The sequence below is a fragment of the Pseudomonas sp. NBRC 111132 genome, assembly GCF_001320565.1.
GTDB lineage: Bacteria > Pseudomonadota > Gammaproteobacteria > Pseudomonadales > Pseudomonadaceae > Aquipseudomonas > Aquipseudomonas putida_P.
The window spans coordinates 39827-64102 of the sequence record NZ_BCBI01000018.1; the positions used below are offsets into that span (position 1 = coordinate 39827).

Below are 24276 nucleotides of genomic sequence, written 5' to 3' on the forward strand. Positions count from 1 at the left end.
CGGCCTCCTTTCGCGACACAAGGTCGCTCCTACAGGGGAGCACATATCCCTGTAGGAGCGGCCCTATCACACCGATATCAGGCCAATTCCTCGGCCTGATCCTCACGCACAACCGCCTTCACTTCATCCAGCCGGCTGATGAACTTCCAGTCCGCCTCGTCGATGTAGATGCCGTTTGGCCCGCTGCCACCTTCCAGGTCGATCGCCACGCGTGCCGATACCTGCGGCTTCACGCTCGCCAGAATCGGCACGAAGCCCAGCTGCAGGCTGGTTTCCAGCAGTGCCGCCTGGTTGCGTTCGTCGATGTCCGCCGCTTCGTCCAGGTAGTACGGCAGGCGAATGCGACCGGCCAGGTCGCGGTCCATCAGGTGCAGCAACAGGTACATGTTGGTCAGCGCCTTGATGGTCATGGTGGTGCCGTTGGACGCTGCGCCGTCGATGTCGGCGTGGATGATCGGCTGGCCGTTGACCTTGGTGATCTCGAACGCCAGCTCGAACAGGTCCTTGAGGCCCAACTGGTTGTGGTTGGCTGCCACCAGGCGTGCCAGGTATTCCTTGGCCTCTTCGTTCTTGTTGTCCTGATCGGCACTTTGGGTCAGGTCGAACACCGACAGGGTTTCGCCTTCTTCGTACTGGCCGGCACTGTGGATGATCTGGTCGATGTGCTTGAGCGCTTCCTTGTTCGGCGCCAGTACCACACGGAAGCTTTCCAGGTTGGACACCTGGCGCTTGTTGATCTCGCGGTTGAACAAGGCCAGCTGGTGCTCGAGGCTGTCGTAGTCGCTGCGGATGTTGCGCAGGGTACGGGCGATGTCGGTGACTGCAGCGCGGCGGGCCTTGGCCAGGGTCAGGGCCTCGTCGGTTCGGTGCGCATAAGCGTTCACCAGCAACTGCAGGCGGCGTTCCATGTCGTCTTCGCTGTCGAACTTGGCCACGCCTTTCAGGCGCACCTGGGCGTACAGCGCCTCGATCTGGTTATCCACACGTTGCAGGCCTTGCCAGCTGTCCTGGTAGTCGTTAAGCAGCGGCAGCAGGTTGTCCATCGAGTCGTCGATGGCTTCCATGAACGGCGTGCCGTAGGGCAGGTCGGCCGGTAGCAGTTGGCGACGACGCAGGGCGTCTTCCAGGGTGCGCTGCTTGGACTCCAGGTCACCAAGCTGCCTACCGACCAGCTGCAGCTTGGCCGACAGCTGCTGGACACGCTCGGTGAAGGCATCGCTGGAGCGCTTGAGTTCGTCCTGGGCGGCTTCCAGTTGCGACAGCTGTTCCAGCTTCTCGGGCTCTTCGGCGGCCAGGGTTTGGCTGCGGCGGAAGTCCTCCAGCGCTTTCTGCGCATCCAGCACTTCCTGGTACAGGGTTTCGGTCTGCGCTTTGGAGGCGGAGCGGTCGGCGGCCACGGCTTGCTGGGTCTTGAGCTGCTTCAGCTCTTTTTCCAGGCGCTCTTTCTGGTCGCGCAGGGCGGCGCGGTCCGCCAGGGCTTGCAGTGCCGGCGGGTCGATGTGGGTCAAGTCGATGGCCAGGCCCGGGGCTTCGAAACGTTCGCCCTTGAAGCCATCCAGCACCGCTTCCAGCGTTTTCACCCACAGGTCGCTGTCGTCCAGCTCGATGCCACGGTCGCCCAGCGGCAGGCTGAACAGTGCGCCGTTGAACAGGCGCATCAGGCGGTCGACGTCCTGCTGCGAGAACTCTTCGCGCAGGCGGGCGTAGCTGTTGTTGTCGGCGTGGTCCAGCTGCTGCTTGACCTGCTTCAGGCGTTTTTCCAGGTCGCGTACGCGCTCGTCCAGGTCTTCGGCACTGAACTGCCGCGACTGGGCCAGGGCGCCGGCCAGTTCGTCGTGGGCGTCCTTGGCCGCCAGCAACTGCTGCTCCAGCACCTTGACGTCATCGACCAGGGCGAAGCGGTGCTTGAGCACCGACAGCTCGCCCAGCCAACGCTGGATACCGGTGATTTCACGTTCCAGGCGCATCAGTTCCTGGGTACCGCCGCGCTGATCGTTCTGCAGGCGGTCCTGCTCGCCACGGTAGTGCTCGGACTGGATGACCAGCTCTTCCTTGCGCGCCATGGCGTATTCCTGCCAGGTGCCCAGCAGGGTGTCGAGCACAGGCGAAATGCGGTGCAGCTTGCCGCGCAGGATGTCGCGCTGGGCAACACCACCAGCCAGGGCCTCGACCAGTGGGCCGGCAGCAACCAGGGCGTTGTAGTCCTGCTCCATGCGGCGTACGTCGCGGAAGGCCTCTTCGCACGCCGCGATGTAGTCGACGCTGCCTGAACGCAGGCTGTGCTCGAACGCGTCGAGGAACAGCTGCTTGAGCTTGGCCGCGGTGATTTCGCGCATGTGCAGCAGGTTGATGAACAGCGCGCGGAAGGTTTTCAGGCTTTGTTCGCTGGTGGAGCGCAGCGGGATCATGGTCAGGTCCAGCGGCACCGAGGTGTGGCCGCCAACCAGCAACCGGCGCAGTTCGTCCGGCTTCACTTCATAAGCCTTGATGCCAAGGCGCTCGAGGTTGGTGAACAGCTCTTTCTGGCGTAGGCAGGTGTCGTTTTTCTGGTAGTGGGCCAGGTCCAGTTCGCCTTTGTAGGCGAAGAACTGGTGGCCGAAACCGCCACCCGGGCCGCGCCCGACCACGCCGATCACGTGCGGGCCGTGGGGCAGGCTCAGTTCGCAGAGAATGTACGAGGTGTCGCTGGCAAAGTAGAAGCGGCGCGACTGCTCGAGGCTGTACTTGCCGAAGCTCATGTCCGACATGCGCGCCAGGATAGGGAACTGCAGGGCGTTGATCGACGCCGATTTACCCAGGTTGTTGGCGCCGTACACCGACAGCGGGTGCTCCAGCGGGAACAGGCCAAGGCTGTAGCCGGCGGTGTTGAGCAATGCGAAGCGGCGGATGCCGTAGCGTTCCTGGCTCATGCGTCAATCTCCTGTTGCTCTTCGCGGATGGCCCGGGCCAGCGCGTCCTCTTCGCTTTCCTCGCCCTCGAAGGGCGTGAGGTCGAGCGGGTCGTCGGTACGGTTGAGTTCTTCGGCGCTTTCTTCCTCGACCAGTACCGGGGTCGGCAGCGGCAGGTCGCTGTGCAGGGTGGCGGCCAGGTCGCGGTCTTGCTGCACCGAAAGGCACACATCGAGGAAGCGGTGCATGGGCGGCAGGAAGCGGTAGATACCACCTTCCTCGTGGGCGAAGCCGAGCTGGGTCATGCGCCGCAGGATCTTTTCTTCCAGCTCGTCCACGGTCTGCACTTCGGCCTGCAAGAACAGGTCGCGGTACTTGTCCAGCAGCGAGGGCAGTTCGTCGCGGCCAATGCTGCCGCCGTCGAGCACGGCCATCGGGTCACGGCCCTGGTCGGCAAGATGTTCGACCAGGATGAAGGTGAACAGCGACAGGCGCTGCGCGGTCTTGTTGACCTGGGCGGCGGTCATGTCCGGGACGAAGTAGTAGAAGCCACGGGTGTCGCACACCAGTTCGAAGCCCAGGGCCTTGAACAGGGTGCGGTACTGGTCCTGGAAATTCGACAGCTGCGCATACAACTCGGGGTCGCGGCGGCTGACGTGGAAGCCTTTGAACAGCTCGCGGAAGATCGGCGCGAGCTGGGACAGTTCGGAAAGATCAAGATGCATGGGCTGGGCTCGCGTTGGATTCGGTAGGCGCGCTGGCGGCGTCTTCGCGGCTGGAGGTCAGGGCGAACGAGCGCAGGCTGACCAGGTGTTCCTGGGTGGTGTACTCGCGGCGGTCGAGGCGTTCGCGCTTGAAGCGTTTTTCCCGCGACAGGCGCGAGAACCAGTACAGCAACTCGTCCGTAGCACCCTCGGGCTCCTGCTCAAGCAGCCAGACCATCAGGTCAGGCAGCGGCAGGGCTTGTTCGCAGCGTTCGGCCATTTCTTTCACCGTGCGCGGGGCGCGGGGCAGGGCACCGGACTGGGTCTTGTGGGCCTTGGGGAAGCGCGCTGGCTTGGGTTCGAAGCGGGCCAGGGCGTAGACGTAGGCCTCGACCTGGCTGGCACTGCCAAGGAAGGTGCTTTGCGGGCGGGTGAACATCGGCATGGCCGCTTGCGGCACGGCATCGATGCCCTTGCGCCGGATCACCGACAGGGCCAGTGCGGCGCCACGGGTCACGGCATTGTGCCGGCGTGCTTCTTCGCGCAGCGGCAATAGCAACTCGCGGGCGTGGCGCAGCGTCAGCTGGGCGCTGGTCTGCATTTCCAGGATGCGTGCGTGGGTACGCAGCAGCATGTCGTCATCGACCAGGTGGCCCAGGCGCGCCTGTTCGCCCAGCAGCTTCAACAGCACGGTCTCGACCTTGCGTACGCCCTGCTCGAAGGCGCCGTCGGCGTTGACCAGCTGGATCATCGGCTCGACGTATTCGTCCCAGGTGGCGAGTACTTCGGCATAACGCTGGCGCAGCGGAATCTGGCGGTTGCTGGTCTTGGCCCGTTCGGCCACGGCTACCAGCGCCTGCTCGTCGTTGTCGAGTTTTTTCAGCACATCGCGCACGCGCATGTCGAGCAGGCGCAGCTGGCGCGCCAGGTCGTCGCTGTCGCGATTGTCGAAGGCATCCTGAATGTGCCCGGCCAGGCGTTCCAGGTGGCGCAAGTACGCTTCGATTTCCAGGCACAGGCCCAGCCGGTGTTCGCGGCGCAGGTAGGCGAGGAAGTCGTGGATCTGCGCGTTGAGCTCGAAACGGTTCGGGCTCTTGGCAACCGGGACCAGGATATCCAGGCGGATCCACACGTCGAGTAGCTGGGTGATGTCCTGCGGGGTGCTTTCGAGCTGCTGGCGGGCCACATGCTGGCGCAACTCGACCAGGCTCAGGGTGCCCTGGTCGAAACGCTCGCACAGCGGCTCGATCAGGGCCCAGTGTTCGGCTAGGGCGCGCAGGACGCGCTTGGGTTCGATCATTGGCTTCGACTCGTTGCCAAGAAAAAGGGGGCGATTGTACTGCATCCCGGGGGGAGGTTTTCACCCCTTGGTCTGTAATGAGGGATAACCTTATGACTAGTAGGTGTATGGCGTTGTTTTTGGGGCGGTTTTGAGAGCGAGCGCCGCACCGGCGGCGCTCGGTCTGATAGGCGCTGCAAAAACCAAGGCGTACACGTTAGAATGCCCAATTGTCTTCACCCCTCGGATACCCATCCCTTGCTCACCGAACCCCGTCGCCGCGCCTACCTTTCCGCCATGCAAGTGGTGCACTGGTTGCCGCGCGCCGAACTGCCGTTCGCCGCACCGTCGCGGCCGGAGCTGTTGTTGCCGGTGGCGACGGTCGAGGATGTCGATTTCGAAATCAGGCCGGCACCGGCTGCAAATGACGCTCCCGCCACACCCCAGGCCCGTTCCGGCGAACGGCCGAAAATCGAGATCCCGCGCCCGAACAGCGCGCCCAAACCCGCCGCCAAGCCGGTCGAGGCCGAAGAGCAGCCGGCGGCACCCCGCCCGGCGCCCGTGCCACCTCCACGCTTCTCGTTGCAGTTGCTGCGCACCGGCAGTTGCCTATTGCTGGTGGAGTTGGCCACAGGCCAGCCGTTCCAGAGCCGCGACCCGTCCTACCTGCTGCTCAAGGACATGCTGCGTGCCGCCGGCCTGCCCGACGCCCCGCAGATCATCGGCGAGCCTGTGCGCTGGCCGCTGCTGGTGCGCGGCAACATGGACCAGGGCCCGGAGGCCGCGCGCGATTTCGTCCAGGGTTTTGTCCAGGCCCGCCTGGAAGACGCCTCGAGCACCTGTCTGTGGCTGATTGGCTTGCCGGCACTGCGCTTTGCCGCCAATGCCGATGCCGAGGCCTATTACCAACCCCTTAAGCTGGACGGCCTGGGCGACGCCTGGGCGCTGCCGGGCCTTGAACTGTTGATGGACGAGCCGCAACGCAAGGCGGACGTCTGGAAAGCCATGCGCCAGCTGATGGCGCGCTGGAAGAGCGTTGAATGAGTGACTCGATCAGTTTCCGCCCGATGACCGAGGCGGATCTGGATGCCGTGCTTAAGATCGAATATGCCGCGTTCAGTCATCCCTGGACCCGCGGAATCTTTCAGGATGCGCTCAAGTCGTACGAGGTCTGGCTGATGTTCGACGGCCAGCAGCAAGTGGGCCATGGCGTAATCAACGTGATCATCGACGAAGCCCACCTGCTCAATATCACCGTAAAGCCGGAAAACCAGGGTTGCGGCATGGGCCTGCGCCTGCTCGAGCACCTGATGGCCCGGGCCTACCAGCTCAATGGTCGCGAATGTTTCCTGGAAGTACGCGCCAGCAACCAGTCGGCTTATCATCTATACGAACGTTACGGTTTCAACGAAATCGGCCGACGCCGTGACTATTATCCGATTGCTGGTGGCCGTGAAGATGCCCTGGTGATGGCCTGCACGCTGCTTGAGGATTGACCTGGCTTAATCGATAGCAGCCACGGCGTGGTTTTCTTTGTTCTCCAAGCACGGATGGCTTAAGGATGAAAAAACTGCTTCTTGTAGCAGGCCTGTTGATTGCCGGGGCTGCTCACGCCGATGAGCGCGACGTGTGGATGTTCGCCCAGTGGGCTGGTGACCATCAAACTCGGCCCTTTCGTGAAATGCTGGTCGATGCCCGTCTATATGGGGTAGTGCCTATCCATCAGTTGCTGCGGTCGGCCTCGGACTGGAAGCTGTGCCGAGCGTCGCCTTTCGCCGTGCCACCCGCCGGCAATTGGCCGGCTGTGCGCACCACCCTTGCGTTGATCAAGACACTCGATGACCAAGGCATCCTGCGCCAGTTCGAGGTGGTTTCGGCTTACCGTGAGCCGCGACTGAACGCCTGCGCCGGCGGGGCAGCGAACAGTGCGCATATGCGCGCTTTCGCCGTCGATATCTTGCTGCCAGCCTGGGCCGACCCCAACCCGCTGTGCCGTTTCTGGCAGCAGCACGGGCAGGCCTGGAACATGGGCCTGGGGCGCTATCCTTCAGGCCGCATTCACGTGGATACCGCCGGTTATCGCACCTGGGGTGGCGATGGCAGTGCGGGGTCGTCGTTCTGCAACAAGCCCAAATGAGCCAGGGAGCGCCGGCATTCGTCCATTACCCACTCGGCGAAGCGCTGGCGTTTGCTGTTGTCGTCCAGGGGCAGTGGGCTAAGCAGGTGATAGGCCGAGCCGTCGCGCACAAAACCGTAGGGGGCCTGCAACTGCCCGCTGTCGAGTTCGTCGCCCACCATCAGGGCTGAGGCCATGGCCAGGCCCAGGCCGGCGCTGGCGGCCTGGATAGACAGGTAGAAGTGCTCGTAGTCGCTGCGTTCGTTGTGCAGTGCCTGCTGGCCGCTCAGGCGCAGCCAGGTGGGCCATGCAGCGGGGCGGGTGGTGCTGTGCAGCAAGCGCTGGCCGTCCAGTTGAATGGGGGCGCCGGGGTGGCGCACCGGGCCGATCCATTCGTCACAGATTTTCTGGTTGTACAGCTGGTTGCCCCAGTGGAAGTCGTCGCGGCGGATTGCCAGGTCGACACCGCTGCGGGCGAAGTCCAGCGGCCCGCCTGCGGCCACCAGGTGCAACTGCAGGTCGGGGTGTGCAGCATGGAAGCGGGGCAGGCGTGGGATCAGCCAACGCATGGCGATGGTCGGCTCGCAGGACAGCACCAGCACATTGTCGCGGGCCTGTTGTTGCAAGCGCTGCACGGCGCCTTCGAGTTGTTCGAATATTGCCTGGGTAGTGCCTTGCAAGGCTCGGCCGGCGGGGGTGAGGAAAATGGCCCGGTTACGGCGCTCGAACAGCTCGACGCCAAGGCTTTCTTCAAGCAGGCGTACCTGGCGGCTGACCGCGCCGTGAGTGACGTGCAAGTGTTCGGCGGCGCGCACGAAGTTCTCGGTTTGGGCGGCGATGTCGAAGTAACGCAAGGCATTTAATGGCGGCAGTTTCATGGTCTTCCTGCTGGCCTGTGCAAGCGTTTGCACAGGTTAACGTTTTGCTTGTCTGTGAGGAAAACTATCAGATTTACAGCACTTTAAATCGATTTTTACTCTTCTATAAGCACTCGATAATAACGCGGTCTGCGCATTTTCATCGCCTATCGAGAGCCCCTCAGCATGACCGAACTAATTGCCGTCGCCTTGTTTACCCTGCTCGCCGTCATCAGTCCTGGCGCCGACTTCGCCATGGTCACTCGCAGCAGTTATGCACAGGGCCGCAAGGCCGGGCTGGCCGCCGCAATGGGTATCGCCCTGGGGGTACAAGTGCACGTGCTGTATACGGTCTTGGGCATTGCCGTGGTTATCAGCCAGAGCCCGGCGCTGTTCCTGGGCATGAAAGTACTGGGCGCGGGCTATCTGGTTTACCTGGGCTACAAATCGCTTACCAATACTCAACGCATCAGCCTTGAGGGGGGCGGTCAATCGGCCGCCAGCATGGTGCAAGCGCTGCGCACCGGCTTTCTGACCAACGCCCTCAACCCCAAGACCATGTTATTCGTCATCAGCGCCTTCACCCAGGTGGTGCAACCTGGTAGCCCATTGAAGCAGGCATTCGCCTACGGCGCATTCATGTCCTTTGCCCATTGGCTTTGGTTCAGCCTGGTCGCAGTGTTTTTCTCCAGCACAGCATTGCGCAAGGCAATGATCGACCGTCAGGTGCTGGTGGACCGCGTCATTGGGCTGGCGTTGATCGGGCTTGGCCTGGCAGTGGCGGTGGCCGGTATCCGTTGAGCGGGGATGATTGCATGTTGGGGTGATGGCCATTTAGAATAGAATCATTCCCATTTGCGAAGCTTCGCGATGATACCAACCCCATCTGCCGCCGCTGAGGCCTGTCTGTGAGCCCGGAAATCCTTCACGAAGCTGCCGAATGGCTGGTGCGTCTGGAGGGCCAGCCGAGTGGGCGCGACCGTGAGGCGTTCCGTGCCTGGTTAGCGCAGGACAGTGAGCATCTGGAAGCATTCCAGCGCATGCATGAAACTCTGGGCCCCATGCAAGTGCTCAAGCAGGCGCCTGCATGCAGCGCGCAACTGAGCTGCAATCAGCAGCGCCTTTCGAGCCGGGGGCTGAAGGCACTGGCCTTGATCGTGGCCGTGGTATTGGCGCTGTCATTGGCGCTGTAGCTGCAGCAGGGGCCAGCCTATCGCCAGGCGACAACTTTTTCGTAGGCAAAGAAAAAGGGCTTACCTTGCGGTAAGCCCTTCGTCTTGTTTGGTGGCTACACAGGGACTTGAACCCCGGACCCCAGCATTATGAATGCTATGCTCTAACCAACTGAGCTATGTAGCCGATGGCGCGCATTATTCTCTTGAACGGCCCCCCTGTCAACACTCATTTCAAAAAAATTTGCACGCTTTCAAAAACTTAGCAGCCAGCCCCTGTTTCAGCGCACCACAAGCCAGTGTCCCAGCACGCCCTGCAGTTGCAGATGCTGGGCGTCAGCCAGGGATTGCAGGCTTTCGCCAGGCCGGTCGAGATTGAAATCGCCGCTCACGCGTCGATGCGCCACTTGTTCATCCATCATCCACAGACGCTGCCCTTGGTAACCGGCAAGGCGTTCGAGCACTTGCCCCAAAGGCATGTCGGTGGCTTTCAGGCGACCGCTGCGCCAGCTGTCGGCGGTCTTCAGGTCGGCCTTCTGCACCGGGTCGATGCGCATGCCATCGAAGGTCACCCGCTCACCCGCCGAGACCATGCGCTGCTCACCGCCCTGGGTGACCATGGCCTTGCCACTGAGTACCACGAGTTCGTCACGCCCGGCATGGCGGGCTACCTGCAGGCGGGTGCCGTACACCTGGATGCGGGCGTTGCCGACTTCTACCTCCATGGCTCGCCCGTCGAGCATCACTTCCATGAACACCTGGCCCTGCACCAGGTGCAGCAGGCGGGTGCGCCCGCGCAGGTCGACGTTCATCGCGCTGGCGCTGTCCAGGTTCAATGTCGTGCCATCTGCCAGGCGCGTGCTGCGGCGCTCGCCCACATCGGTGTGCAGCTCACTGGCCAGGCGTTGCATCAGCGGCCAGTACAGGTAGGCTGCGGCGCCCAAACCAAGCAGGAATACAACCGCCAACCATTTGCCCAGGTGGCTGCGCTGCACAGCGACTTGCCGTGGGCGAGGGCGAGCGGGGGGTGGTTGCAGTTGTTGCCAGAACGTTTCCAGCTCGGCATAGGCGTGTGCGTTCTCAGGGGCTTGGCACCAGGCCGCGAATGCCTGGCGCTGGGTGTCGTCGCAACCGGGCTGGCGCAGCAACGAAAACCACTCCAGCGCTTCCTGCTGTGGGTCGGGCTGCAGTTGCTTGGCGGGCATCGGGCTCATGGGTTCGGTCTGCTCACGATAGGGGCCGTTTCGCCCAACGATGACAGGGATAATGAGCCAAGGATGCTAATTATATTGAGAACCATTTTCAAGTACGTTGCGACAGAGGGATAAAAAAGGTAGCTATGTATCTATTTGTTTCCCGATAATCGGATCCCAAACCTGAGGACGGAGATTTAGGCAAATGGCCACCAGTAGTGCCTCCACCGCATCCACCGCTGCAACGGCCAACCAGGCCACACCGCTGGTGATGCGCATCATCGGTTTCTGTGCCTTGGCGCACTTGATCAACGACCTGATCCAGTCGGTACTGCCGGCGATCTACCCCATGCTCAAGGCCAACTACGACCTGAGCTTCGCCCAGATTGGCATGATCACCCTGACATTCCAGATCACCGCCTCGCTGTTGCAGCCCTGGGTCGGCTTCTTCACCGACCGCCGACCGACGCCCAACCTGCTGCCCCTAGGCACCCTGTGCACACTGGTGGGCATCGTGATGCTGGCCTTCGTCGGCAGTTTCCCGATGATCTTGCTGGCGTCGGCGCTGGTGGGCATCGGCTCGTCGACCTTCCACCCGGAAACCTCGCGTATCGCGCGGTTGGCTTCGGGTGGGCGTTTCGGCCTGGCCCAGTCGACTTTCCAAGTGGGCGGCAACACCGGTTCAGCACTGGGCCCGCTGCTGGCGGCGGCCATCGTCATTCCGTTCGGTCAGACCCACGTGGCCTGGTTCGGCCTGGCGGGGCTATTCTTCCTCGGTGTCACCCTGATGCTGCGCGGCTGGTACAAGGAGCACCTCAACCAGGCCAAGGCGCGCAAGGCGGTGCAAGCCACCCACGGCATTTCGCGCAATCGGGTGATCGCGGCGCTGATCGTGCTGGGCCTGTTGGTGTTCTCCAAGTACTTCTACATGGCCAGCTTCACGAGCTACTTCACCTTCTACCTGATCGAGAAGTTCGGTGTATCGGTGGCCAGCTCGCAGCTGCATCTGTTCCTGTTCCTCGGCGCGGTAGCAGCGGGCACCTTCTTTGGCGGGCCGATCGGTGACCGTATCGGGCGCAAGGCGGTGATCTGGTTCTCGATCCTGGGCGTGGCGCCGTTCACCTTGGCGCTGCCGTATGCCGACCTGTTCTGGACCACGGTACTGAGCGTGGTGATCGGTTTTATCCTGGCGTCGGCGTTCTCGGCCATCGTGGTGTATGCGCAGGAACTGGTACCGGGCAGTGTGGGCATGATTGCCGGGATCTTCTTCGGCTTGATGTTCGGCTTTGGCGGCATTGGCGCGGCGCTGTTGGGGTATGTGGCAGACCTGCGCGGTATCGAGTATGTGTACGGGCTGTGCTCGTTCCTGCCATTGTTCGGGCTACTGGCGGTGTTGTTGCCGAGCACCGGTAAGCGCTGATGCAAGCGGGGCTGCAAAGCAGCCCCGACGATTGACGATTGGGCACCCTTGGCCTAGAGTGCCGCCTCTTTTTTTCAACCACCTGCGTAGTAGCCAAAGCAATGTGCCGTACCCAATCCCTGCCCAGCGCCCGCCAGCCTGCCTTCCAGGCCCTGCGTCGTGCATGGCCGAGCGACACGGTACTCAAGCGCCGCCGCAGCGTGCTGTTTGCCTTCACCTTTTCGCCACACCTCGCCTGAACTGATCTGCGCTTTTGCGTCGCTCGCCGCCCCGGCGTGCGCGCCTGTGTCTGCACGTCTTTTCGGTTTGCAAGGAGTGGTACATGAACATGCGTTTACTGGCGGGCCTGTTGTTCGCCGTTTCGGTTGTGGGTTTCAGCCTGGGGGCCAGCTTGCCGCTGGTGTCGTTGCGCCTGCATGAGGCGGGGGCAAGCACCCTGGAAATCGGCATCATCTCGGCCATCCCTGCCGCAGGCATGATGCTCTCGGCGTTTCTGGTCGACGCCTGTTGCCGTCATCTCACCCGGCGCACCATCTATCTGCTGTGTTTCAGCCTGTGCACGGTCAGCATTGCCTTGCTTGAATCGGCTTTCGGCTCGCTGTGGCTGCTGGCGCTGCTACGCCTGGGGCTGGGGCTTGGCATGGGGATCGCCATCATCCTCGGCGAGTCGTGGGTCAACGAACTGTGCCCAGAGCACAACCGCGGCAAGATCATGGCCCTGTACGCCACCAGCTTCACCGGTTTTCAGGTGCTTGGCCCAGCCATGCTGGCAGTGCTGGGCGCAAACAGCCCCTGGATAACGGGTGTCGTCACGGTCTGCTATGGGCTGGCGTTGCTGTGCATCGTGCTGACCGTGCCCAACGACCATGTCGAACACGAAGAGGGCGAAAAGAGCTTCGGCCTAGCCGGGTTTTTCCGTGTGGCGCCGGCGTTGTGCATGGCCGTGCTGTTCTTCTCGTTCTTCGATGCCGTGGTGCTGTCGCTGCTACCGGTTTACGCCACCAGTCATGGTTTTGCCGTTGGCGTGGCGGCGTTGATGGTGACAGTGGTGTTTGCCGGCGACATGCTGTTCCAGCTGCCGTTGGGCTGGTTGGCCGACCGGGTCGAGCGCACCGGGCTGCACCTGGCGTGCGGGCTGGTGGCGATGGCGATCGGCATCGGCTTGCCTTGGCTGCTGAACCTGACCTGGCTGCTGTGGCCGCTGCTGGTGGTGCTGGGCGCGGTGGCAGGGGGCATCTATACCCTGGCGCTGGTGCTGATCGGGCAGCGCTTCAAGGGCCAGGACCTGGTGACAGCCAATGCCAGCGTGGGCTTGTTGTGGGGCGTGGGCAGCCTGGTGGGGCCGTTGGTCAGTGGGGCAGCCATGAACGTCGCGCCGCATGGCCTGCCCATGGCGCTGGCACTGATGGCCGGGCTGTTCGTGTGCTTTGCCAGGCAGTCGTATCGGCGTGCAGGGCGGATGCGGGCTGTGGCGGAATAATGCCCCTCACGCCGCGCCGATGCTTACCCAGTAGCGGGTCCTGTAGTCGACCCGCACCGGCAGGCTGCGGCTGAGCAACTGCAGGATTTGCTCGGTGTCGCCCAACTGATAGGTGCCTGAAACCTTCAGGCCCGCCACCTCTGGAGCGCAGCGCAACAGGCCCGGGCGGTAGCGGCCGAGTTCGCTGACAAATTCGGCAAGTGGCATTTGTTGCACGCTGAGTACCCCGTCAGTCCAGCCCCAAGGGTCGCTGTGCAGCGCCAACGCCTGGATGCTGCCGTTGGTCCCGACTTGCAAGGTTTCACCTGGCAGCACCTGCCTCGGTGAGGCCGAGGCAGGGAACAGCGTGACTTCACCTCGACGCACCGACAGCAGCAGGCCCTGGCTGTTTTCACGCAGCAACAGTTGGCCATCGACGGTGGTCAGCGGACCGATACGGGTGTCGATGTGGAACGGGCGGTTGTCATTCGGGTTGCTGTCCAGGCTGATTTCGCCCCGTATCAGCTCCAGCTGGCGCTGCTGCGCGCTGAAGTGCAGGTCGATGGCGCTGGCAGTGTTGAGCTGGATACGGCTACCGTCAGTACTTTGCCACTGGCGCCGTTCACCCGTGGCGGTGCTGCTGTCGGCCAGCAGTTGTGGCAGGCCCAGCGGTTCGCGTGCGGCCCAGCCCAGGCTGCCGCCTACGGCCAACAGCCCCAGCAACTTCAGGTGGTCCCGGCGGCTGACGCGTTGGCGCTGGCTACCCTCCAGGGTGCGTCGGCTCAGGTCCTTGGGCAGCCCGGCCAGCTCGTCGCTTAGATGACTGACCCGCTGCCAGGCCAAGGGGTTGTGCGGGTGGCTGCCCAGCCACTGCTGAAACTGCTGCTCGGTACGCGCGCTGGGGCTGTCGAAGCGCAGTTTCACCAACCAGTCGATGGCCTGATCGACCTGCACCTGTGCCGGCGTATCATCAGGCATCGGCATAGCGCAACCGATAGCAGACACCCAGGGCCTTGGCCAGATCGCGCTCGACGGTGGCCCTGGACACCTCCAGGCGTTGGGCGACCTGCACGATGCTCAAACCGTCGAGCTGTGCCAGCAGGAACGCCTGGCGCACGCGCGGCTTCAACTGGTGCAAGGCGCGGTCGAGGCGTTCCAGGCTATCGAGGATGACCAGCCTGTCCTCTTCGCTGGGCACTTCTGCTTCGGGCAGGTTAGCCAGGCTTTCCTGGTAAGCCCGTTCCAGCGCGCGGCGGCGGAACTGGTCGATCATCAAGCCACGGGCGATGCTGCTGAGGTAGGCGCGCGGCTCCTTCAGCGGCGACACCTGGCGGGCGCGCAACACGCGCACGAAGGTATCCTGCGCCAGGTCTGCGGCGTGTTCGCTACAGCCGACCCGGCTGCGCAACCAGCTGCGCAGCCAGGCATGGTGGGACTGGTAGAGCAGAGCGACCTCGGTCGGTTTGAGCGTGTCGTTGAACTGCATCGTAGCGAAGGCCCGGTCCCGTGATGTGTGCGATTGTGAATAGTTCTCAATTCTATGCGGGGAGGATGGCGCGGAGCAATGGTATGCCAGGAATTAGCCGCGCAAGAACCGGCGTTTGCCCGATGAGCGGCTGCGCTAAGCTGGACCTGCAATCGACTTGACGGAGTTGCCATGATTCTGGCCGACCTTTCCCCCGAGGCCTACCGCGAGGCCACCGCACACCTGGCGTCACTTGACCCGGACTGGTCGCGGCACATTGCGGCGACCGGGCCTTGTCTGCACCAGGCCACCTCGGGACGTGAGCCTTACGAAGCGTTGGTGCGGGCGATTGCCTATCAGCAGCTGCACGCGCGTGCGGCGGAAGCGATCCTGGGGCGGTTGCTGGCTCTGTTTCCGGCGAATGCCTTCCCGCAGCCAGAGCAGTTGCTGGCGGTTACCCCGCAAACCTTGCGGGCCTGCGGCTTCTCGGCGAGCAAGTTGGCGACGATCCAGGGTATCGCTCAAGCCAGTCTGGAGGGCTTGGTGCCGACGCGGGAGCAGGCGTTGGCCATGGCCGACGAGGCCTTGATCGAACGCCTGGTGGCGCTGCGTGGGGTAGGGCGATGGACGGTCGAGATGCTGCTGATCTATAGCCTTGAGCGATCGGACATTTTGCCAGTGGACGATTTTGGTGTGCGTGAAGGGTACCGGCGGCTCAAGGGGCTGGAGAAGGCGCCGACACCGGCGCAGATGCGCTCGCTGGGGGGCGCTTGGCGGCCGTTTCGTACGGTGGCGGCCTGGTATCTGTGGCGTGCCTGAGGCTATTGCATTGCCCGTTGCGGCCCTTTCGCGGGCCAGTACAGGCGACAACTTATCTGGATGCTGAACCATGACCCTCTACACCACCCCCGACCAACGCTGGCAAGCTGTCGAGTCCCGCGACGCCACCGCCACAGGCCACTTCGTGTACGCCGTACGCACCACTGGTGTGTACTGCCACCCTGGCTGTAAATCACGCCTGGCCAAACGCACGAACGTCGATTTCTACGACACCCCCGCTGCTGCCGAAGCCGCGGGCTATCGCGCCTGCAAACGCTGTATCGGCAAGGCCAGCACCGCCCGCCATCGCCAGCTGGTCACCCGCGCCTGCCGGCTGATCGAAACCAGCGACCCCGCGCCCAGCCTCGACCAGCTCAGTGCGCAACTGGCCGTCAGCCCCTTCCACCTGCACCGGCTGTTCAAGGCCGAAACCGGCGTTACCCCCAAAGCCTACGCCACGGCCTTCCGCGCCCGTCGCTTGCGCGCGCACCTGGAAGACGGCCAGCGCTCGGTCACCGATGCCATCTACGACGCCGGCTACAACTCCAACAGCCGCTTCTACGAAAGCGCCGACCAGCGCCTGGGCATGCGCCCACGGCAGTACCGCGCCGGCGGTGCCGGGGCTACCCTCCATTTTGCCTTGGGGCAGTGCTCGCTGGGCGCGATTCTGGTGGCCCAGAGCGACAAGGGCATATGCGCGATCCTGCTGGGTGACGACCCCGAAGCCTTGTTGAACGCCTTGCAGGACCAGTTCCCCAAGGCTCACCTGATAGGCGGTGACAGCGCCTACGAACGGCTGGTCGCCGAAGTGATCGGTTTCGTCGAGGCCCCGGCGCTGGGCCTGGCCCTGCCGCTGGATGTGCAAGGCACCGCGTTTCAGGAGCGAGTGTGGCAGGCCCTGCGCGAGGTGCCGGCCGGCAGCCGGGTCAGCTACACCGACATTGCCGAGCGCATTGGCGCGCCCAAGGCCGTGCGTGCAGTTGCCATGGCCTGCGCGGCCAACCCCATTGCCGTGGCCATCCCCTGCCACCGCGTGGTGCGCCGGGATGGCGACATCAGCGGCTACCGCTGGGGCGTGGAGCGCAAAGAGCAATTGCTGAAGCGAGAGACGGCACTCTCCTGATTGCCAGAAGCCGCGTAGAATCCCCCGCCAAATCGAATTGTAAAGAGGAATATTCGATGAGGCGTGTCAGCCTTGCCCGTAGTTGCCCAGGCCTGATGGCCCTGCTGGCCTTTATGCTGGTGCTCGCCAGCCCGGCGTGGTCGGCCCCGGCCACGCCATTGTCCAATTTGGCGGCTGCCGAAGCGCCAGCACTGGACGAAAACGCCAGCCTTGAACAGCTGAACGACCGCCTGGACCAGATCCGTCAGGGCGTCACCAGCGAGGCCAACGACGACCTGCTGTCGCAACTGCGTCTTGCAGCCATGCAGGTTCAGCGTCAGGCCGATGCATTGAGTGCACAGCGCACTGCCGATGTGGGAAAACTCGACGACAAGCTGAAGGTCATCGGCCCGGCCCAGCCGGACGAGGCACTCACTCTGACCCAGCAGCGCAAAGAGCTGGAGGCTGAGAAAAAGGCGCTGGTAGCCCAGCAGGACCAGGCCATCAAGCTGACCCAGTCGGCCCGCGACCTGTCCACGCAAATCGTCAACCTGCGCCGCAGCCAGTTCAACTCGCAGATCACCAGCCGTGCCGCTTCGCCACTGAGCCCGGCGTTTTGGCAGAGCATCATCCGCCCCACCCAGGACGACGTGGCGCGCCTGCGCGACCTGCGCGGCGAGGCAGCCGATGCCATCAACAGCGCCTTCAGCGCCGATCACCGCTGGCTGTTCATTACCAGCCTGGTGGCGGCGATTCTGGTATGGACCTTGGTGCGCCGCGTGCTCGAGCGCTTGCTGGCCAGTGCCATGGTCGGCTGGCTGCCCGAAGGGCGCCTGCGCCGCAGCGCTTTGGCCCTTGGTGTCAGCCTGGCAACCTTGGGTACCATCGCCGGTTCTGTTTCGTTGCTGCGCTGGGGGCTGGAAAGCAGTGCAGAGTTGGGTTCGGATATCGCCAGCCTGACCAACCACATTCTCGCCCTGGTCGTGTTCAGTGCCTTCATCACCGGCCTGGGCCGCGCCATGCTGATGCTGCAGCGGCCGTCCTGGCGGCTGCCGCCGATCCATGACGAAGTTGCCAGCGCGCTGGGCTGGTTCCCGAAGGTACTGGCATTGGCCCTGATGGTCATGATGACCATGGAGCGCATGAACAGTGTGATCGGCGCCAGCCTGGCGCTGACGGTGGCCGTCAACGGGCTGACCGCACTGGTAGTGGCGTTCATCTTTGCCGGCGCGTTGCTGCGTTATCGCCACACCCTGCGCAAGCATGAACTGGAGCGCCCGACGGGCCTGGCTGGGCTGATCCCGTTCGTGATGGTCATCTGGCTGGCGTTGATCCTGCTGGCACTGCTCACCGGCTACCTGACGCTTGCCTATTTCCTCACTGCCAAGTTGCTGTGGGTCAGCCTGGTGGTCACTTGTGCCTACTTGCTGACCACCTTCTTCGGCGACCTGTGCGAAACCCTGCTGTCGCCACGCCAGCCCGGAGGCCTGGCGCTGGCCTCGACCCTGGGCCTGGCACCTCGTCACCAGGCGCAAGCCAGCACCATCCTGGCTGGCATCGGCCGCACCATCGTGCTGTTCCTGGCGCTGTTGCTGGTGTTGATGCCATCGGGCACCAGCCCTAGCGAACTGCTGCTGAGCCTGGGCGATTGGGACGGCACCGGCGGCAAGCTGCTCGGCAACCTGAATATCGTGCCGCAGGACATCCTGCTGGCCCTGGCGATTTTCTTGGGTGGCCTGTTCGCCATCCGTGTGGTCAAGCGCTGGCTGAGCGATCGCCTGCTGCCGGAAACCGACATGGACGCCGGCATGCGGGCCTCGCTGGTGACCCTGGTGGGTTACCTGGGTTTCCTGTTCCTGGCCATGCTGGTGATGTCGACCTTGCGCATCAATCTCACCAGCCTGACCTGGGTGGTCAGTGCGCTGTCGGTCGGTATCGGTTTCGGCCTGCAGCAGATTGTGCAGAACTTTATCTCCGGCCTGATCCTGTTGACTGAGCGCCCGGTGAAGGTGGGTGATTGGGTGAGCCTGGCGGGTGTCGAGGGCGATATCCGCCGCATCAACGTGCGCGCCACCGAAATCCAGATGTCAGACCGTTCAACGGTGATCGTGCCCAACTCGCAGTTCATCTCGCAGAACGTGCGCAACGTGACCATGGGCAATGCGCTGGGTGTGGTCAGCATTACCTTGACACTGCCGCTGGAGACCGATGCCAACCAGGTGCGTGAGCTGCTGCTGGCGGCCTACCACGAGCATGAGGCGATTCTGGATGCGCCGGCTTCTTCGGTGTCGTTCAAGGACCTGACGACCAGTGGCATGGTGATTGGCGTCAGCGGCTACGTGGCTGGGCCGCGGCAGGTGTCAGGCACCCGCAGCGACCTGCTGTTCACTATTCTTGGGCGCCTGCGTGACGAAGGTATTCCCCTGTCTTCGCCACAGAGCATGGTACTGGTGCAAGAGGGTGTGCGCCCCGCTGACGAATCGGTGTGAATGCCGGGGCTGCTCTGCAGCCCTATCGCGGCACAAGGCCGCTCCCACAGGTACCGCGCATGCTGAAGGGCTGCACACTTGCTGGGGGAGCGGCGCCTTGCGATGTTAGCCGAGGCAGCGCGTCACATGCTTGACCGATTGGTACGCCGACAACCCCCAAGGCCCCAGCTCGCGGCCGATCCCGCTGCCCTTGGTACCGCCCCACGAGGTTTCGACGAACACTGCCTGCACAGAGTTGATCCATACGTGGCCAACCTCCAGCGCATCGGCCACGCGCTCGGCACGCTCCAGGTCAGCGGAGCAGACGGTGGCTACCAGCCCGAAGCGGCTGTCGTTGGCTTCGGCAATCGCCTGTTCTTCTGTCGCAAAGCGCCGTGCGCACAGCACTGGGCCAAATATTTCCTCGGTCCACAGGCGGCTGTCTTTCGGCACGTCGGCATACAGCGTGGGGCTGACGAACCAGCCATCACGGTCCAAAGCCTTGCCGCCGGCCAGGCACTGCAAACCTTCTTCCCGCGCCGTGGCAAAGTAGCTGGCCACCTTCAGCCACTGCGCCTGGCTGGTCAGCGGGCCCATGTCGACCTCTTCGGTCAATGGGTTGCCCACCCGCAGGTTTTCCAGTGCCGCCTGCAAGCGTGGCAACAGCGCATCGGCAATGCCGTCCTGGACCAGCAGCCGTGAAGTGGCCGAACACATCTGCCCGGCGTTCCAGCTGATGCCGGCAACAATCCACTCCACCGCCTGGTCGATGTCGCAATCGTCGAACACCACGATGGCCGACTTGCCGCCCAGCTCCAGTGTCACCGGCCGGCACTGCGCCGACGCGCTACGCATTACCTGGCTGCCGACGCTGTTGCTGCCGGTGAACGACAGCTTGTCCAGGCCATTGTGGTTGCTGAGCGCGGCGCCAGTCTCGGCCTTGCCGTTGACAATGTTCAGCACGCCGGCCGGCAGGCCCAGGGCGTCGGCGATCTGGCCGTAGGCCTGCTCGATCAGCGGGGTGACCTCCGACGGTTTGAGCACCACGGTGCAGCCGGCAGCCAGGGCCGGGGCGAGCTTCCAGGCACTGGTGACCAGCGGGAAGTTCCACGGCACGATCAGGCCGACCACGCCCACCGGCTCCAGGCGGGTGCGGGCGGTAAAACCGGGTGCGGCCAGCGGCACGTCACGGTTTTTCGACGGCAGTTGCTCGGCCAGTTCGGCGTAGTAGCCGAAGGTGGCGATGGCGTCATCCAGGTCGATTTCGGCCTCGTGACGGGGTTTGCCGTTGTTGCGCATCTGCAAGGTGATCAGCGCTTCACGGCGCTGCCCGAGCTGTTCGGCAAAGCCACGCAGGAAGGTTGCGCGTTCGCTGGCGCTGGTGTTTTTCCAGGCGGGCAGAGCGCTGCGGGCAGCGGCTACGGCCTGGTCGACCTGGGCCACGCTGGCGGCCATCAGTTCGGCGAACGGTTGCCCCAGCGCAGGGTCGTTGACGCTGATGCAGTCGCTGCCCTGGCCTTCGACCCAACGGCCGGCGATATAGTGGGAAGTGGTCATGGTTGGTTTCCAGTCAGGCCATTTCGGCAGTGGTCACAGGCGTGCGCGCGGTGCTTTTGCAACGCACCCAACGCGGGCCCTGGGGGCCATACACGCCAGCAGGTTCAGGGAACAGGTTGAGCAGCAGCAGGTACAGCACGCCAGCCAGCCCCAGGGTGACTGGCAGGCTCAGGTCGATGCCACCGGCCAGGTCGCCCAGCGGGCCGACGAACTGCCCCGGCAGGTTGACGAAGCACAGACCGACCGCCGCGCTGGGGATCCACGCCCCCATGCCGCGCCAGTTCCAGCCGTGCAGGAACCAGTAGTGGCCACCACGCTGGCCGCGGGTGAACACCTGCAGGTCATCGGCGTGGTAGAAGCCGCGGCGAGTAATCAGGCCAAGGATCATGATCACCATCCACGGGCTTGTGCAGGTAATGATCAGCACGGCAAAGGTCGACACGCTCTGCACCAGGTTGAAGGTGAAGCGGCCAACGAAGATGAAGCCGATTGCCAGCACGCCGATCAGCAGCGTGGCGCCGGCACGGCTGAGCAAGCGGGGGAACACGCTGGACATGTCCAGGCCCGTGCCATACAGCGCGGTGGTGCCGGTGGACATGCCGCCGATCACCGCAATCAGGCACACCGGCAGGAAGAACCAACTTGGCGCTACCGCCAGCAGGCCGCCCACATAGTTGTTGGCGGCGATGTAGTCCGGTGCCTGGGTGGCAACCAGGGTGGCGGTACACAGGCCGAACAGGAACGGAATCAGCGTTGCGCCCTGTGCCGCGATCACTGCCAGCATGATGCGTGCCTTGGGCGTCTCACGCGGGATGTAGCGCGACCAGTCGCCCAGGAAGGCGCCAAACGACACCGGGTTGCTCATGGCCAGGATCGCTGCGCCGACGAACGCCGCCCAGAAGCCTGCCTGGCCAAGGTTGACGCTGCCTGCATAACCCGCATCGAACGGGCCGGCAAAGGCGACGATGCCCAACAGGAACAGCAGGCTTGAAGCCCACACGGCAATCTTGTTGACCCACAACATGAAGCGGAAGCCGAAGATGCATACCACCAGTACCAGCACCGCGAACAAGCCGTAGGCCAGGCCCAGGGTCAGGTCGGTTTCCGGCAGGCCGGCCAGGCGCTTGGCTCCGCCGACCAGGGCATCCCCCGAGCTCCAAACCGACAGCGAGAAGAACGCCACCGCCGTGAGCAGTGACAGGAACGAGCCGACGATACGCCCGTGCACGCCAAAGTGCGCGCCTGACGAAACGGCGTTGTTGGTGCCGTTGAGCGCGCCGAACAACCCCATCGGTGCGAGGATCAGTGCACCGACGCCAACGCCAAGCAGAATGGCCCACACACCCGCCTGGAACGACAGCCCGAACAGCACCGGGAAACTGCCCAGCACGGCGGTAGCGAAGGTATTGGCACCGCCGAAGATCAGGCGGAACAGGTCTAGTGGGGAGGCGTCGCGTTGATCGGCGGGGATCTGTTCGACGCCGTTGGTCTCGATACCGGTCGAGTGGCTCATGGTGGTGCTCCAGCGCGGTTGTTGTAGCCTGCGCAGTGCGCGGGCCTTCTTGTGGGTGCGATGGCAGGGCGGCAGTGCCGCGTAAAGGTGATCAGGCCGGCGTTACGACCGACAGGTGCTCGTGACAGGCCAACCACTGGTCGGCCTGGCGGCGAAAGACAATTGTCTCGCGTTCGCTCAAGCGGTGGTCTTCACCGGCGATACGGATATGCGTGGCCACATCGTGCATGAAGATCGCCACGTCACCTTGCAGGCTTACCTGGGCGTTGCTCGACTCGCAGGCGAGCACGGCAAAGCCTTCGGCCTGCCACTGGGCCCAAAGGTCTTCGTAGGCGCGGCGCGACAGCAGCGGCTGCGGCAAGGTGTGGTACAGGAATGTGGCGTCTTCGCTGAAACAGGCGAAATAGCGGGCGGTGTCGTTGCTGGCGAACGCGGCAACGAGGTCGGCGGCGGCTTGGCGCACCTGGAGTGTCTGGTCCACGGGAGTGGCCTCACGGTTTTTGTGATTATGGTGAAGCGATTCTGGTGGTGGTTGGCGAGGGGACAAATCGCTGACGGCAAATAATCAGTTCAGGAATTTGTGAAGTGATGGCCATGGGCAAGTCTCTTGAAATGCGCGCACTTGTAAATAATACTGCTTCCCATTAACACCCTCGCGTAACCCTGCCTCGAGGTACTCCCGTGTCGTCGCTGCCCCACAACGCTCAAGTCGGCGAGCTTTACCGTGGCCATCACTCCTGGCTGCGTGGTTGGCTGTTCAAGCGCCTGGAGTGCCAGCACCAGGCTGCCGACCTGGCCCAGGACACGTTCCTTCGCCTGCTGGGGCGTGACACCTTGAATGGCCTGCGCGAGCCACGTGCATTTCTGGCCACCGTCGCCAAGGGGCTGGTGGTGGACCATTATCGCCGGCTGAGCCTGGAACGGGCCTGGCTCGACAGCCTCGCGGCGCTGCCTGAGCCGGAAGCTCCGTCAGCCGAAGCGCGGGTGCTGGTGCTGGAAACCCTGGTGGAAATCGACCGGATGCTCGATGGGCTGAAGCCCAAGGTGCGTAGCGCGTTCCTGCTGTCGCAGCTGGACGGGCTGACTTATCCACAAATTGCCGAACAGCTGGGCCTCTCGCTCAGTTCGGTGCAACAGTACATGACCCAGGCGTTCGGCCATTGCTACCGGGTGCTGTATTCGTGAGCGCATCGGAACCGACTGAGCAAGTGGTGGCGCAGGCCATCGGCTGGCGCGTGCGCCTGGCCTCGGGGCTGGCCCAGGTCGAAGAACTGGAAGCCTGCCAGCGTTGGCGCGGTTTGCACCCAAGCCATGAGCAGGCCTGGCAACGGCTGGCGGTGTTCGACGGGCGCCTGGGGGCGATGCCGCCACCCCAGGCAAGCCAGGCCCTGCGTTACCGCGATCGACGCACGGTACTCAAAGGGCTGGCGTTGCTATTGGGCGGCTCAGCCGTGGTCGGTAGTGCCAGCCTGGGGATGCGCGGCTCGCCCTGGCTGGCAGGGCAGCGCACTGCCATGGGTGAGCGCAGGCGCCTGCAGCTGCCGGATGGCGGCTGGCTGCAGATGAACAGTGGTAGCGCGTTGGACCTGGCATTCGACAGCCAGCAGCGGCGTATAAATCTGCTGGCTGGCGAGGTGATGATCCAGACCGGCAAGCAAGGGGCCGAACGGCCATTCTGGGTTGAAACCCCCTTGGGGACCTTGCAGGCACTCGGGACCGGTTTCTCGGTGCGGCTGAATGACGAGAGTGCGTTGCTGGCCGTGGAGGAGGGGGCCGTTGCGGTGCGGCCGGGTACCTTGCTGCAATCTGCAGCCGTTATACGCGCGGGGGAGCAGGTGCGTTTCAACCGGCAAAGGGTATTTGCGACCCAGCCATTGGACCGTGACGCACTGGCCTGGCGCGACGGGTATCTGGTCGTTCGGCAGTGGCCTTTGGCCCGCCTGTGTGCCGAGCTCGGGCGTTATCGCAACGGGGTGTTGCGCTGTGACCCTGCGGTAGCGGACTTGCTGATTTCCGGGGTGTTTCCGCTGGACGAGCCGGACCGGGCGCTGGCGGCATTGGGCCGTACTTTGCCTGTGCGAACGCGGTATTTGACCCGCTGGTGGGTGACCCTGGAGCCGGCCTGACAACGCGCGTGAGCCCCTTCTCGGGCATGCCCGCGAAAACGTTCATGCACATCTCACAGAAACTATTTTCTTTTTTTTGCAGTTTTTTCGCCGTGGCTCGGCCTCCTTGCAATTCCGCTCATGACCACAAGGAAACCC

At 63.7% G+C, this 24276-nt stretch carries 23 protein-coding genes and 1 tRNA gene; 13 read left to right on the top strand and 11 right to left on the bottom strand.

The window, feature by feature from the left end; translation table 11 throughout:
• Positions 1-77: 77 nt before the first annotated feature.
• The 3 genes from mksF to mksB are packed head-to-tail and all read right to left on the bottom strand — an operon-like array spanning position 78 to position 4892.
• Positions 78-2909 (bottom strand): Mks condensin complex protein MksF, encoded by a 2832-nt coding sequence (mksF, locus tag APH35_RS11005; RefSeq protein ID WP_012270437.1) that lies wholly within the window; start codon positions 2907-2909, stop codon positions 78-80.
• Positions 2906-3613, bottom strand: a complete 708-nt coding sequence (gene mksE / locus APH35_RS11010) for an Mks condensin complex protein MksE (protein ID WP_060514796.1) — start codon at positions 3611-3613, stop codon at positions 2906-2908. Before mksE ends, mksF begins: the two co-directional genes overlap by 4 nt.
• Complete coding sequence (gene mksB / locus APH35_RS11015; RefSeq protein WP_012270439.1) at positions 3603-4892, bottom strand: Mks condensin complex protein MksB; 1290 nt, start codon at positions 4890-4892, stop codon at positions 3603-3605. Before mksB ends, mksE begins: the two co-directional genes overlap by 11 nt.
• A gap of 237 nt (positions 4893-5129) precedes the next feature.
• Between mksB and APH35_RS11020 the strand changes: the two genes are divergently transcribed.
• The 3 genes from APH35_RS11020 to APH35_RS11030 all read left to right on the top strand — a co-directional run bounded on the left by APH35_RS11020 (position 5130) and on the right by APH35_RS11030 (position 7008).
• A complete protein-coding gene (locus tag APH35_RS11020) occupies positions 5130-5915 on the top strand; it encodes a hypothetical protein (RefSeq protein ID WP_060514797.1) in 786 nt (261 codons plus the stop codon).
• A complete protein-coding gene (gene rimI, locus APH35_RS11025) occupies positions 5912-6367 on the top strand; it encodes a ribosomal protein S18-alanine N-acetyltransferase (protein ID WP_060514798.1) in 456 nt (151 codons plus the stop codon). Before APH35_RS11020 ends, rimI begins: the two co-directional genes overlap by 4 nt.
• 65 nt (positions 6368-6432) lie before the next feature.
• Positions 6433-7008: a D-Ala-D-Ala carboxypeptidase family metallohydrolase gene (locus tag APH35_RS11030; RefSeq protein ID WP_012270442.1), complete on the top strand. Its 576-nt coding sequence runs from the start codon at positions 6433-6435 to the stop codon at positions 7006-7008.
• Here the strand turns inward: APH35_RS11030 and APH35_RS11035 are convergent.
• Entirely contained in the window at positions 6948-7865 is a 918-nt protein-coding gene (locus APH35_RS11035; RefSeq protein WP_012270443.1) for a LysR substrate-binding domain-containing protein, read from the bottom strand. The two genes, APH35_RS11030 and APH35_RS11035, sit on opposite strands and share 61 nt — an antisense overlap.
• Before the next feature lie 165 nt (positions 7866-8030).
• Between APH35_RS11035 and APH35_RS11040 the strand changes: the two genes are divergently transcribed.
• Both APH35_RS11040 and APH35_RS11045 read left to right on the top strand, forming a co-directional pair.
• Positions 8031-8645, top strand: coding sequence for a LysE family translocator (locus tag APH35_RS11040; protein WP_012270444.1), 615 nt, complete (start codon positions 8031-8033; stop codon positions 8643-8645).
• Positions 8646-8752: 107 nt separating this feature from the next.
• Positions 8753-9037 carry a DUF4880 domain-containing protein gene (locus APH35_RS11045; RefSeq protein ID WP_012270445.1) on the top strand — a complete coding sequence of 95 codons (285 nt, stop codon included), beginning with the start codon at positions 8753-8755 and terminating at the stop codon, positions 9035-9037.
• An 89-nt stretch (positions 9038-9126) separates the two neighbouring features.
• Here the strand turns inward: APH35_RS11045 and APH35_RS11050 are convergent.
• Positions 9127-9203 (bottom strand) — tRNA-Met (locus APH35_RS11050).
• Positions 9204-9297: 94 nt separating this feature from the next.
• Positions 9298-10230, bottom strand: a complete 933-nt coding sequence (locus tag APH35_RS11055; RefSeq protein ID WP_012270446.1) for a FecR family protein — start codon at positions 10228-10230, stop codon at positions 9298-9300.
• Positions 10231-10414: 184 nt separating this feature from the next.
• Here APH35_RS11055 and APH35_RS11060 point away from each other — a divergent pair, with 184 nt between their 5' ends.
• From APH35_RS11060 to APH35_RS11065, 3 genes are all read left to right on the top strand, one after another.
• Positions 10415-11629, top strand: coding sequence for an MFS transporter (locus APH35_RS11060; protein WP_012270447.1), 1215 nt, complete (start codon positions 10415-10417; stop codon positions 11627-11629).
• A gap of 101 nt (positions 11630-11730) precedes the next feature.
• Positions 11731-11868 (top strand): hypothetical protein, encoded by a 138-nt coding sequence (locus APH35_RS28995; RefSeq protein WP_171577253.1) that lies wholly within the window; start codon positions 11731-11733, stop codon positions 11866-11868.
• 83 nt (positions 11869-11951) lie between these two features.
• Complete coding sequence (locus APH35_RS11065; protein WP_012270448.1) at positions 11952-13109, top strand: MFS transporter; 1158 nt, start codon at positions 11952-11954, stop codon at positions 13107-13109.
• A gap of 6 nt (positions 13110-13115) precedes the next feature.
• Here APH35_RS11065 and APH35_RS11070 read toward each other — a convergent pair whose 3' ends face one another.
• A complete protein-coding gene (locus tag APH35_RS11070) occupies positions 13116-14072 on the bottom strand; it encodes a FecR domain-containing protein (protein WP_060514799.1) in 957 nt (318 codons plus the stop codon).
• Positions 14059-14574 carry a sigma-70 family RNA polymerase sigma factor gene (locus APH35_RS11075; RefSeq protein ID WP_012270450.1) on the bottom strand — a complete coding sequence of 172 codons (516 nt, stop codon included), beginning with the start codon at positions 14572-14574 and terminating at the stop codon, positions 14059-14061. The genes APH35_RS11070 and APH35_RS11075 overlap by 14 nt, the downstream gene beginning before the upstream one ends.
• 171 nt (positions 14575-14745) lie before the next feature.
• On the opposite strand from APH35_RS11075, the gene APH35_RS11080 reads away from it, so the two are divergent.
• From APH35_RS11080 to APH35_RS11090, 3 genes are all read left to right on the top strand, one after another.
• On the top strand, positions 14746-15372 hold the full coding sequence (locus APH35_RS11080; RefSeq protein ID WP_012270451.1) for a DNA-3-methyladenine glycosylase family protein: 627 nt from the start codon (positions 14746-14748) through the stop codon (positions 15370-15372).
• A 70-nt stretch (positions 15373-15442) separates the two neighbouring features.
• Positions 15443-16495 carry a bifunctional DNA-binding transcriptional regulator/O6-methylguanine-DNA methyltransferase Ada gene (gene ada / locus APH35_RS11085; protein ID WP_012270452.1) on the top strand — a complete coding sequence of 351 codons (1053 nt, stop codon included), beginning with the start codon at positions 15443-15445 and terminating at the stop codon, positions 16493-16495.
• 56 nt (positions 16496-16551) lie between these two features.
• A complete protein-coding gene (locus APH35_RS11090; RefSeq protein ID WP_060492874.1) occupies positions 16552-18963 on the top strand; it encodes a DUF3772 domain-containing protein in 2412 nt (803 codons plus the stop codon).
• 105 nt (positions 18964-19068) lie between these two features.
• Here APH35_RS11090 and APH35_RS11095 read toward each other — a convergent pair whose 3' ends face one another.
• The 3 genes from APH35_RS11095 to APH35_RS11105 all read right to left on the bottom strand — a co-directional run bounded on the left by APH35_RS11095 (position 19069) and on the right by APH35_RS11105 (position 22493).
• On the bottom strand, positions 19069-20499 hold the full coding sequence (locus APH35_RS11095) for an aldehyde dehydrogenase family protein (RefSeq protein ID WP_060514800.1): 1431 nt from the start codon (positions 20497-20499) through the stop codon (positions 19069-19071).
• A 13-nt stretch (positions 20500-20512) separates the two neighbouring features.
• Positions 20513-22012 (bottom strand): purine-cytosine permease family protein, encoded by a 1500-nt coding sequence (locus APH35_RS11100; protein ID WP_060514801.1) that lies wholly within the window; start codon positions 22010-22012, stop codon positions 20513-20515.
• A gap of 91 nt (positions 22013-22103) precedes the next feature.
• On the bottom strand, positions 22104-22493 hold the full coding sequence (locus tag APH35_RS11105) for a YybH family protein (RefSeq protein ID WP_060514802.1): 390 nt from the start codon (positions 22491-22493) through the stop codon (positions 22104-22106).
• Between the two features lie 200 nt (positions 22494-22693).
• Here APH35_RS11105 and APH35_RS11110 point away from each other — a divergent pair, with 200 nt between their 5' ends.
• Both APH35_RS11110 and APH35_RS11115 read left to right on the top strand, forming a co-directional pair.
• Positions 22694-23197, top strand: coding sequence for a sigma-70 family RNA polymerase sigma factor (locus APH35_RS11110; protein ID WP_012270457.1), 504 nt, complete (start codon positions 22694-22696; stop codon positions 23195-23197).
• Positions 23194-24138, top strand: coding sequence for a FecR domain-containing protein (locus APH35_RS11115; protein ID WP_012270458.1), 945 nt, complete (start codon positions 23194-23196; stop codon positions 24136-24138). The genes APH35_RS11110 and APH35_RS11115 overlap by 4 nt, the downstream gene beginning before the upstream one ends.
• The last annotated feature ends 138 nt before the right edge of the window (positions 24139-24276 follow it).

Excerpts from the sequence above, each read along its gene's own strand:
- mksF (WP_012270437.1), bottom strand. The coding sequence starts at position 2,909 with ATGAGCCAGGAACGCTACGGCATCCGCCGCTTCGCATTGCTCAACACC.
- mksE (WP_060514796.1), bottom strand. The coding sequence starts at position 3,613 with ATGCATCTTGATCTTTCCGAACTGTCCCAGCTCGCGCCGATCTTCCGC.
- mksB (WP_012270439.1), bottom strand. The coding sequence starts at position 4,892 with ATGATCGAACCCAAGCGCGTCCTGCGCGCCCTAGCCGAACACTGGGCC.
- rimI (WP_060514798.1), top strand. The coding sequence starts at position 5,912 with ATGAGTGACTCGATCAGTTTCCGCCCGATGACCGAGGCGGATCTGGAT.
- APH35_RS11030 (WP_012270442.1), top strand. The coding sequence starts at position 6,433 with ATGAAAAAACTGCTTCTTGTAGCAGGCCTGTTGATTGCCGGGGCTGCT.
- APH35_RS11035 (WP_012270443.1), bottom strand. The coding sequence starts at position 7,865 with ATGAAACTGCCGCCATTAAATGCCTTGCGTTACTTCGACATCGCCGCC.
- APH35_RS11040 (WP_012270444.1), top strand. The coding sequence starts at position 8,031 with ATGACCGAACTAATTGCCGTCGCCTTGTTTACCCTGCTCGCCGTCATC.
- APH35_RS11055 (WP_012270446.1), bottom strand. The coding sequence starts at position 10,230 with ATGAGCCCGATGCCCGCCAAGCAACTGCAGCCCGACCCACAGCAGGAA.
- APH35_RS11060 (WP_012270447.1), top strand. The coding sequence starts at position 10,415 with ATGGCCACCAGTAGTGCCTCCACCGCATCCACCGCTGCAACGGCCAAC.
- APH35_RS28995 (WP_171577253.1), top strand. The coding sequence starts at position 11,731 with ATGTGCCGTACCCAATCCCTGCCCAGCGCCCGCCAGCCTGCCTTCCAG.
- APH35_RS11065 (WP_012270448.1), top strand. The coding sequence starts at position 11,952 with ATGAACATGCGTTTACTGGCGGGCCTGTTGTTCGCCGTTTCGGTTGTG.
- APH35_RS11070 (WP_060514799.1), bottom strand. The coding sequence starts at position 14,072 with ATGCCGATGCCTGATGATACGCCGGCACAGGTGCAGGTCGATCAGGCC.
- APH35_RS11075 (WP_012270450.1), bottom strand. The coding sequence starts at position 14,574 with ATGCAGTTCAACGACACGCTCAAACCGACCGAGGTCGCTCTGCTCTAC.
- APH35_RS11080 (WP_012270451.1), top strand. The coding sequence starts at position 14,746 with ATGATTCTGGCCGACCTTTCCCCCGAGGCCTACCGCGAGGCCACCGCA.
- ada (WP_012270452.1), top strand. The coding sequence starts at position 15,443 with ATGACCCTCTACACCACCCCCGACCAACGCTGGCAAGCTGTCGAGTCC.
- APH35_RS11090 (WP_060492874.1), top strand. The coding sequence starts at position 16,552 with ATGAGGCGTGTCAGCCTTGCCCGTAGTTGCCCAGGCCTGATGGCCCTG.
- APH35_RS11095 (WP_060514800.1), bottom strand. The coding sequence starts at position 20,499 with ATGACCACTTCCCACTATATCGCCGGCCGTTGGGTCGAAGGCCAGGGC.
- APH35_RS11100 (WP_060514801.1), bottom strand. The coding sequence starts at position 22,012 with ATGAGCCACTCGACCGGTATCGAGACCAACGGCGTCGAACAGATCCCC.